9 protein-coding genes are annotated in these 8,706 nt (G+C 44.0%); 7 read left to right on the top strand and 2 right to left on the bottom strand.

Annotation, left to right across the window (positions count from 1 at the left end; genetic code table 11):
• The 6 genes from E0H88_RS13415 to pgaD form a co-directional block, all read left to right on the top strand.
• Window positions 1-368 (top strand): MgtC/SapB family protein (locus E0H88_RS13415; RefSeq protein WP_502699741.1); only part of this gene is annotated, 368 nt, incomplete at its 5' end.
• Window positions 369-466: 98 nt separating this feature from the next.
• The gene (locus tag E0H88_RS13410; protein WP_092818761.1) at window positions 467-805 is read left to right on the top strand and encodes an FKBP-type peptidyl-prolyl cis-trans isomerase; all 339 of its coding nucleotides are present in this window, start codon (window positions 467-469) and stop codon (window positions 803-805) included.
• A 127-nt stretch (window positions 806-932) separates the two neighbouring features.
• A complete protein-coding gene (locus E0H88_RS13405) occupies window positions 933-2,807 on the top strand; it encodes a sensor domain-containing diguanylate cyclase (RefSeq protein ID WP_131274541.1) in 1,875 nt (624 codons plus the stop codon).
• A gap of 333 nt (window positions 2,808-3,140) precedes the next feature.
• The gene (gene pgaB / locus E0H88_RS13400; protein WP_502699742.1) at window positions 3,141-5,075 is read left to right on the top strand and encodes a poly-beta-1,6-N-acetyl-D-glucosamine N-deacetylase PgaB; all 1,935 of its coding nucleotides are present in this window, start codon (window positions 3,141-3,143) and stop codon (window positions 5,073-5,075) included.
• Window positions 5,076-5,086: 11 nt separating this feature from the next.
• Complete coding sequence (gene pgaC, locus E0H88_RS13395; RefSeq protein ID WP_131274539.1) at window positions 5,087-6,379, top strand: poly-beta-1,6-N-acetyl-D-glucosamine synthase; 1,293 nt, start codon at window positions 5,087-5,089, stop codon at window positions 6,377-6,379.
• Entirely contained in the window at window positions 6,369-6,782 is a 414-nt protein-coding gene (gene pgaD / locus E0H88_RS13390) for a poly-beta-1,6-N-acetyl-D-glucosamine biosynthesis protein PgaD (protein ID WP_131274538.1), read from the top strand. The genes pgaC and pgaD overlap by 11 nt, the downstream gene beginning before the upstream one ends.
• An 81-nt stretch (window positions 6,783-6,863) precedes the next feature.
• Here the strand turns inward: pgaD and E0H88_RS13385 are convergent, their stop codons facing one another.
• Complete coding sequence (locus E0H88_RS13385; RefSeq protein WP_131274537.1) at window positions 6,864-7,814, bottom strand: DMT family transporter; 951 nt, start codon at window positions 7,812-7,814, stop codon at window positions 6,864-6,866.
• Between the two features lie 75 nt (window positions 7,815-7,889).
• Window positions 7,890-8,030: a hypothetical protein gene (locus tag E0H88_RS15965; protein WP_165493323.1), complete on the bottom strand. Its 141-nt coding sequence runs from the start codon at window positions 8,028-8,030 to the stop codon at window positions 7,890-7,892.
• Window positions 8,031-8,208: 178 nt separating this feature from the next.
• Here E0H88_RS15965 and E0H88_RS13380 point away from each other — a divergent pair, with 178 nt between their 5' ends.
• A complete protein-coding gene (locus E0H88_RS13380) occupies window positions 8,209-8,676 on the top strand; it encodes a hypothetical protein (protein ID WP_252152028.1) in 468 nt (155 codons plus the stop codon).
• Window positions 8,677-8,706 lie beyond the last annotated feature (30 nt).

The following is an 8,706-nucleotide window of genomic DNA, read 5'->3' as shown; positions in this document are numbered from 1 at the left end:
CCACCGCCACGACCATCTGGATGACGGCTGCCTTGGGCATGGCAGCAGGCGCAGGCTATGAAATGTTAAGCCTGTTTGCGACTTTCATTGTTTTAATCGTGCTGATTTTTTTGATCTATGTCCAGGAGAAGATAGAAGCCCTGAGCCAGGCTCGCACCTACCGGATTATTTGTCCTTACCAGCGCAAGATTTTAGATCAATATGAAGCACTGTTTAAGACCTATAACATGAAGGTGGTACGCAGTGTGCAACATAAAACCGAACACCGTATGAGTGGACGCTGGATTTTAATTGGCTCGGCTGAAAATCATAAAAAATTGACTGCTTATTTACTGAATGATTCAAATATCCAGGAGCTCGGCTTTTAAATACAGATCAAGACAGAGACCCTTAAATTCTAAAGCATGCAGCTAAATCCGGTTATACTAGGCATTGAAAAATTGCTGTTCAGTTTAGGTAGATGATCATGATAAATGAATTAGAAATTATTGATTTAAAAGTAGGCGAAGGTAAAGAGGCGGTGAAAGGTGCGCTGATTACCACCCATTACACAGGTTGGCTGGAAGATGGCACCAAGTTTGATTCTTCAATTGACCGTGGCAACTACTTTGAAACCGTGATTGGTACTGGTCGCGTGATTAAAGGCTGGGATCAGGGCATCATGGGCATGAAAGTCGGCGGTAAACGTAAATTACTGGTGCCTGCACATCTGGCGTATGGTGAACGCAAAATGGGCAAGATCATTCCGGCCAACTCAAACCTTATTTTTGAAATTGAACTATTTGACGTAAAAACACGTGATTAAGTACGCCTTGATTATCGGTTAAAAAATATTCTGCGAGAGACAAGGATGAATCTTGCAGATAGGTGAAAAATAGTTTGAATTTTATTTTTTTACCGCTACATTAAGAAATAGCTAAGCGTATTTAAGGATGATTCGCTTTTTGTATAAAATTCAGAAATTAATTCATTTTTTAAAACTTTTTCTAGCAATATGTCTATGCATAGGTCTGGGGCAGAAGCAGGTCTGGGCACTTTATGAAGCCGCGCCTGAATCTTATTATTTACATCAAAAATTCTTGAATGATGTTCAGTTTACTGAAGATAGCTCTACGCCTTTTAAGGGGACATGGCAGTATTATCCTGAGCAATTCATCACGCAACCCAGTTCAGTTTTAAAATCGACTAGCGTAACTTTGCCAGCCTCTTTTAAAGAAATCACTGGAACTAACCAGACTTATGGCACATTTATTGGCCATTTTAAAATACCTAAGCAATTTGTAGGGCGCCGTATAGCCATTTTTATTCCCAATCAATATGGGGCTTATAAAATGTTCTTGAATGGTGATTTTATACTGCGTTTAGGAGAAGTTGGAAAAGACCCAAGCCATCATCAAACGGAAAATGCACCTAAAATTGCCTTTTTTGTGGTGGAAAAAGAGTATTTCACCATCACCATTCAGGCATCCAATTTTGATCCTCAGCATGGTGGTCTTGAAAATCCGATGCGGATAGGCATAGGTACAACGATTGGTCGCCAGTTCCAGCAGATGATGATGAGTATTGGTTTGGTCTGTGGTGCCGTACTGGGTGTGGGTATATTTACCCTCATGTTTTCCGTATTTCAAAAGGCGATTGGTCGCGGCACTATCCGCGTATTTGTGTTCGGTATTTTTATCTTATTCTTGGCCTTGCATAATTTATTTTCAGCACCTTATGCCTATACCACCTTTACCAATATTAGCTGGTTATGGGGAGTGCGCCTGGAATATCTCTTTACATATTTGGCAGTTGCCTTTTTTATCAGTTATATGTTTTTACTCAGTCGGCGCTATTTACATCCGGTTGTTTACGGTCTGGCAATGCTCATATTGAGCATTGATATGCTCGTGACCTTGTTTACTGTACCTGAGTTTTTTCAGCGTTTTGCTTTTTATAGTTCCATCATTAGTCCGATTGTGATTCTAAATTTTGCTCACGGTTTTTATCTCACCCTGAAATCGAAAGAGCAATATTCCAGCATCAATGTATGGGCCGTGATTTTATTATGCGTGACATTTTTACATGATTTTTTATTATCGCTGAACCTGATCGAGTCCTTTAACTTAACTTTTATTTCAACCAGTTTTTACGCCTTGCTGATTATGTTCCAGCAGGCAAAAAATTATGCGAGACATAATCATTATATCGAGCAACTGAATAATAATTTAATTGAACTGAATAATTCTCTAGATGAGAAAGTACAACAACGGACATTGCAATTGCATGAGTTAAATAAACAGTTAGAGCGGCAAATTCAAATTGATGCATTAACCGGCGCATTTAACCGTCGTGCTTTAAATGCCGAGATACAGCGTTTATTTAGCCTGACCAAGAATCAAGCCAATGCCAGCTTGGCATTTGCCATGTTAGATGTGGATTATTTTAAAAATTATAATGATTACTATGGACACTTGAAGGGGGATGTAATTTTGCAAGATCTGGTCAAGTTGATCCAGCAGGCCTTGCCTGACTCTGCTTATGTTGCCCGCTACGGTGGGGAAGAATTTGCCATTCTTCTGCATAATATTCCGAGTCAAGTGATCTTGAATGTGTTGCAGCAGGTTTTAAATGCGGTCAGACATGCTCAATTTGAACATTTAAACCGGCCGGATCAAAAACAGTATGTGACTTTAAGTATGGGGGTGGCATGGATGGATCGAAATCATCCCTATGCCGACATTCATGAACTGATGAAAGCTGCCGATGTCCAGCTTTATGCGGCCAAGGATGCCGGACGCGATCAATGTCAGCCCTCTACGACTTAACTTAATTTTTGTGGATATTTAGCCTTTTTTTAGCTCTTTTGAACAACATAGAAAGCAGGCATGTCACTTAAAGCATGACTATCTTGTTGCCCGATTCTATATTTCTAAATACTTAATTTTCAAAAACTAATATTTTTTAAGCTTCATTTCAGCTTGATTGGATAAAAAGACAGATTCAAAGTTCTGAATGCCGTAAATCATGAAAAGGGTCGTTTTCTATTGATCAGTGATGCTACGTATTCAGAGCATAAAATGATTTTTGAGCACCATTCAATGAAGACTCGCTTGCTGTCCACCTTGCTTTCTGCTTCTCTTTCCGCCGTTTTATGTCAGATGCCTCATTTAGCCTGGAGTAAAACACTGCCTGCGAACAATCCCACCCTCACGGTGATTGGCTACCATGAAATTACCGATAGACAATCGGCACTGATTCCTGACTATTCGGTAACGACCCAGCAGTTTCAGCAACATATCAGCTGGCTTAAAAATAATGGCTTTCATTTTATTAATGTCGATCAGCTGATTAAAGCGCACGAAGGCAAATACCGCTTGCCGAGCAAACCGGTTTTATTAACCGTGGATGATGGTTATGCGTCGTTTTATAAAAATGCCTATCCGGTGACCAAGGCCAATAAAATTCCAGTGGTGCTGGCGGTCGTGGGTTCATGGCTAGAGCCTAAAGCAGGGCAAAGCGTTGACTTTTCAGGCGAGAAAATTCAGCGCAGTCAAATGTTGTCCTGGGCCGAGCTGAAAGAAATGCAGGACAGCGGTCTGGTCGAAATTGCCAGTCATAGCTATAACCTGCATCGCGGCATCTTGGGCAATCCGCAGGGCAATATGGAACCGGCGGCAGTCACCCGCCTGTATGATCCAAAAACTGCAAGCTATGAAACGGATCGTCATTATCAGCAACGGATCAGGGATGATTTAAAGCAGAATAACCAGTTATTGAGCGCACATGGCTTAAAAGCACCACGCGTGATGGTGTGGCCTTATGGTCATTACAGCATGCAAACTGTGAACATTGCCAAACAGTTAGGCATGCCGGTAGCCATTAGTCTGGACGATGGTGCAGATTCGGCTAAAGATTCATTGGGGCAGCTTAACCGTATTCTGATTGAAGGCAATATGACCACGGCAGATTTGGCTCAGGAAATTCAAAATCGCCAGCAACATTTAGGCGACAATAACCGTCCGCAAAAAATCATGCATATCGATCTGGATTATATATACGACAAGGATCCGATTCAGCAGGAACGCAATCTGGATCACTTGCTTGACCGGATTGTGGCGATGAAAGTCAATACCGTGTATTTACAGGCCTTTTCCGACCCGGATGCCAATGGTTCTGCGGATATGGTGTATTTCCCGAACCGTTATTTGCCGATGCGTGCCGACCTGTTTAACCGTGCTGCCTGGCAAATTCAAACCCGGACTCAAGTGGGGCGGGTGTATGCCTGGATGCCGTTACTGGCCTGGGAACTCCCTAAAAATAATCCAGTATCCAAAGATGTGGTGCTGACCCAGCAAGCCAATGATTCAGAACATCTGAATATGGGCTATCACCGTCTCAGTCCTTTTTCTGCCGATGCGCGTAAAACCATTGCCGGTATTTATCAGGACCTGGCCAAGTCAGTGCCATTTAACGGCATTTTATTCCATGACGACACCACCTTGTCTGACTATGAAGATGCCAGCCCTGAGGCTTTAAAAGCTTATGCTTCTATCGGTCTGCCTACAGATCTGGCGAAAATTCGCAATAATGATGCCGACCTGGAAAAGTGGACGGCTTTTAAAACCAGATACATCGATGACTTTGCCATGCAACTGGCACAGGAAGTCCGTCAGTATCATCCCTTCTTGCTGACTGCACGCAATTTGTATGCACAGGTTGCACTGAAGCCTTATGCGGAAAACTGGTATTCACAGTCCCTGGAACAGTCGATTAACCGTTATGACTTTACAGCGATCATGGCGATGCCGTATATGGAGCAAGCCACAGATCAGGATGCTTTTTATCGCGATATTGTCAATCGCGTGAAGCAATATCCGAATGGCATGAAGAAAACCGTGTTTGAATTACAGTCGGTGAACTGGCGAACCAATCAACGTGTTCCTTCCGATGAAATGGCCAAGACCATTGAATCTTTATATACCCAGGGTGTGATGCATGAAGCGTATTATCCGGACGATCCGATTCAGGACTATCCGGATACTCACGTATTGCGCAAAGCCTTTGATATGAAATCCAGCAAACTTATTCCTTAAAGGAATTCCATATGTCAACGCTGCAGCATTTTTGGCATTCTGCATTGCACTTTGTTTTTTATTATCCATTATTTATGTCGTATTTATGGATGATCGGTGCACTGATTTTCTACTGGAAAGAACGACAGGATCCGCCGTATCAACAGCCTGAAGCTTTACCTGAATATCCCAAGGTGGCAGTGCTGGTGCCTTGTTTTAACGAAGGGGATAATGCGGAAGAAACACTCAGTCATGCGCTGGCACTGGATTATCCAAACTTTGAAGTGATTGCAATCAATGATGGCAGTTCGGATAACACCGCGGCCGTGTTAAACCGTCTGGCAGACAGGTATGAAAAATTGCGTGTGGTGCATCTGGCGCATAATCAAGGTAAGGCCATGGCACTGCAGGCGGGAAGCCTGCTCACCGATGCAGAATATCTGCTCGGTATTGATGGCGATGCCTTGCTTGATCCGCATGCCGCCACCTGGATGCTACGGCATTTTCTGCAAGATAAGACCGTGGCTGCGGTCACCGGTAATCCACGGATTCGTACCCGTTCGACCTTGATTGGTCGTATTCAGGTCGGAGAATTTTCCTCTATCGTTGGTATGATTAAACGGGCGCAACGCAGTTTTGGGCGACTGTTTACCGTTTCTGGCGTGATTACCGCCTTTCGTAAAAGTGCGGTGCATCAGGTTGGTTACTGGTCTCCCGATATGCTGACGGAAGATATCGACATCACATGGAAGCTGCAACGCGCAGGCTGGAACATTCACTTTGAACCGAACGCCCTGGTGTGGATTTTAATGCCGGAAACCTTTCAGGGCTTATGGAAACAACGCTTGCGCTGGGCCATGGGCGGGGCACAGGTGCTGCTTAAAAATATAGATGTGCTGTTTCAACCGAAACTGAATTTTTTATGGCCGCTGCTGTGTGAACTGGTTCTGACCTTGGTGTGGTCTTATTTGATGCTGTTTATGGCCATGCTCTGGTTAATCCATTTTGTGGTTCCACTGGGCATATCGGGTATCAGTTCACCATTTTTACCTTATGGCACCGGCATGCTGTTGGGGGTGACCTGCCTGCTGCAGTTTGCAATCAGCAAATGGATGGACAGCCGTTATGAACCCTCGCTGGGCAAAAATTACTTCTGGATGATCTGGTATCCCTTTGTGTTCTGGCTGATCACCCTGACGGCCAGTATTGTGGCCTTCCCTAAGGTTTTGTTACGCGGCGACGGCCAGCGCGCACGCTGGGTCAGTCCAGACCGGGGTATCCGTCATTCAACCTCCAATAATGAGCAAGTGATCCATGAAAAATAATCCTTTAATTATTGATTTACGTCATTGCTTGCCGTGGCATAAGCGTTATGCATCGCATACCTCTACCGCCATGATGTGGGCGGTGTGGCTGTTGCTATGGCGACCGTTATTGATTGTGCTGGGAATTGTCAGCCTGCAAAAGCAGCACCTGTTTCATCAGCTTTTTTCGGCTTTTGGCTTGGGTATTGAACATGGGGTGAGTGCATTATTGGCCTGTGCTGTGGCCTTGTGGTTATGGTCGAATTTTGTACCTTCAAAAACAGTGCAGACAAGCTCTGCCAAAAACATTTCCGATTATGGACAGCATTTTGATTTGGCTGTTGAAGCAATTGAACAGGGGCGTCAGCAAAAGGTCAGTGTGGTGCATCATGACGAGCACGGCAAAATTATTCATATCGAATAAAAGATTTTTTTATCTGTATCCAGAATCAAGCAAATCCCGGGTCGGCATCTGGCCCGAGATTTGCTGTTTTATTTTTATCGGCTATTTGCCCGGCACGCGCAAAGCATAGCAGGCTAAACCCGTACACAGTAACAGCAGCCCCCAGATAAAATGCGAACTGAGCATTTCGTGATTGAGCCATCTGCCCCACAGCGTGGCCAGTACTGGAGTCATGATGGTAATCAGCATCAGGGTAGTGGGATTGACCTTATTCAGCAGCTGATAATAAAAAACCATCGCCAGTACAGAAGAAAAAACCGCACTATAAATCAGGGCTATATGGGCTTGTAATGAAGGCAGCTGGTCAGGCATTTCTGACCAGAAAAAGGGCAGCAAGCTACAATAACCCAGCCATGACATAATGGTGGCACCGGTCATCTGACTGATCGGATGGATAGGTGCAGCAACCGCGCGCACAGCAAATGCAGAAAGTACATACAAAAGCATGGCTACAATTTCCAAACCCATGCCAAATCTATCCAATAACAGGTTTGGCGCGTTTAAGCCCAGTGCGAAATATAGGCCCAGCATGCCCAATAGCAAGCCCAGCCATTGATAGGCACTCAGCTTTTCACTGCGAAAAATATAAATGGCCACCAAACCAGAAACGAAGGGAGCGCTGCCATAGATGATTGAAATTACCGTGGAAGGCACCTTGGACGCGCCCATATAGCAGAAGGCCATGGAGACAAACAGGCCGAGTGCACCCGCGGCATAACTGAGCAAGGCTTGCGGATGCAAGGGGACTTTGACCTTGAAGTAGGCCTGACAGGCCAGGGCAATAGGAATGGCCAGGCTAAACCGGATAAATAAACCCCACGCCCAATGAATTTCATGTACGGTCCAGACGGCTGCAAGCGGTGTCAGTGACCAGATCAGCACAACAGTAGCAAATTGACCGGCTGTAGCGAAGCGTGAGGTTCGGCTAAAAGGAGCTACAACCGGTTCGGACAGTGGCGAGGGGAATCCATTTTTATTGATCGGATGATTCATTGGCTTTTTCCTTGTTTTTAGACAATAAAAAAGGCCGCTGTTGAGGCGACCTTGGGGTATTTGGGGATTAGTGATTTATTCTAAATCATCATCAGGGTACAGATTCCAAGGCACCTCATGTAAAAATGCTGCACGTCGTGAACTGGCCTTGTTGACCTGAAGGTCCAAAGCGAGGCAAGTAACAAGCGTATGTGGAGCAGATGAGAGAGGGAACATGAGCAAAATTCCGTGGAATCATAAGGATCTATTGACACTTCATTTATGAAATCTTAATAGACCCTATTTTTTTATAACATAAAATTTTAAAAAATTGTATAAATTTTGTTCAAATTGTTTATATAATATAAAAATAATAATTATTTAACATGAGAGTGACGCTATGGTGAAAATACTCTTGGGGTTATGTCTTTTCATTGGACTGATTGTCCTTTGGAAAATATTTTTTAAAATTCAGATTAATCAACATGCTCAGCAATTCAGAATTAAGCAACTCGCCGGTTTAATCAAACCCGATGCAACCTCCGCACAGCCCCTGTCCAAAACCGAAGTCAGGGTCGATGAAGTAGAAGAATATGAACAACAGCTGTTTGATGATGTCTGCCAGATGTTTTTTGAACGTCATCTGACCGAACGTAATTTAAGTCAGGCCATTGTGCTGCAAGAAGGTATCTTAAGAAAATTGCCTGCCAAAGCCCAAACCCGGATTCGTAAGCTGGACTTGGGTGAATGGTCGATTTACTGGACCTTTTATGACCAGTCCTTAGAGTATTATGTCGGACGTTATGGGGTGTTCTATACCCATATTGACCGTTTCGGTTGTGAGCATAAATGTGAATTCAAGGAACAGCATAGTCGTGCCTGATTGAAGCGGCTGCCCTTGAATTGAGTATGC

The sequence above is a fragment of the Acinetobacter sp. ANC 4216 genome (genome assembly GCF_004331195.1).
GTDB classification, from domain to species: Bacteria; Pseudomonadota; Gammaproteobacteria; order Pseudomonadales; family Moraxellaceae; genus Acinetobacter; species Acinetobacter kookii.
This window is presented reverse-complemented; position numbering and strand designations above follow the sequence as displayed.

What these genes read in the sequence shown, in the direction of transcription:
- E0H88_RS13410 (WP_092818761.1), top strand. Translation starts at nt 467, where the DNA reads ATGATAAATGAATTAGAAATTATTGATTTAAAAGTAGGCGAAGGTAAA.
- E0H88_RS13385 (WP_131274537.1), bottom strand. Translation starts at nt 7,814, where the DNA reads ATGAATCATCCGATCAATAAAAATGGATTCCCCTCGCCACTGTCCGAA.
- E0H88_RS15965 (WP_165493323.1), bottom strand. Translation starts at nt 8,030, where the DNA reads ATGTTCCCTCTCTCATCTGCTCCACATACGCTTGTTACTTGCCTCGCT.
- pgaD (WP_131274538.1), top strand. Translation starts at nt 6,369, where the DNA reads ATGAAAAATAATCCTTTAATTATTGATTTACGTCATTGCTTGCCGTGG.
- E0H88_RS13405 (WP_131274541.1), top strand. Translation starts at nt 933, where the DNA reads ATGATTCGCTTTTTGTATAAAATTCAGAAATTAATTCATTTTTTAAAA.
- pgaB (WP_502699742.1), top strand. Translation starts at nt 3,141, where the DNA reads ATGCCTCATTTAGCCTGGAGTAAAACACTGCCTGCGAACAATCCCACC.
- pgaC (WP_131274539.1), top strand. Translation starts at nt 5,087, where the DNA reads ATGTCAACGCTGCAGCATTTTTGGCATTCTGCATTGCACTTTGTTTTT.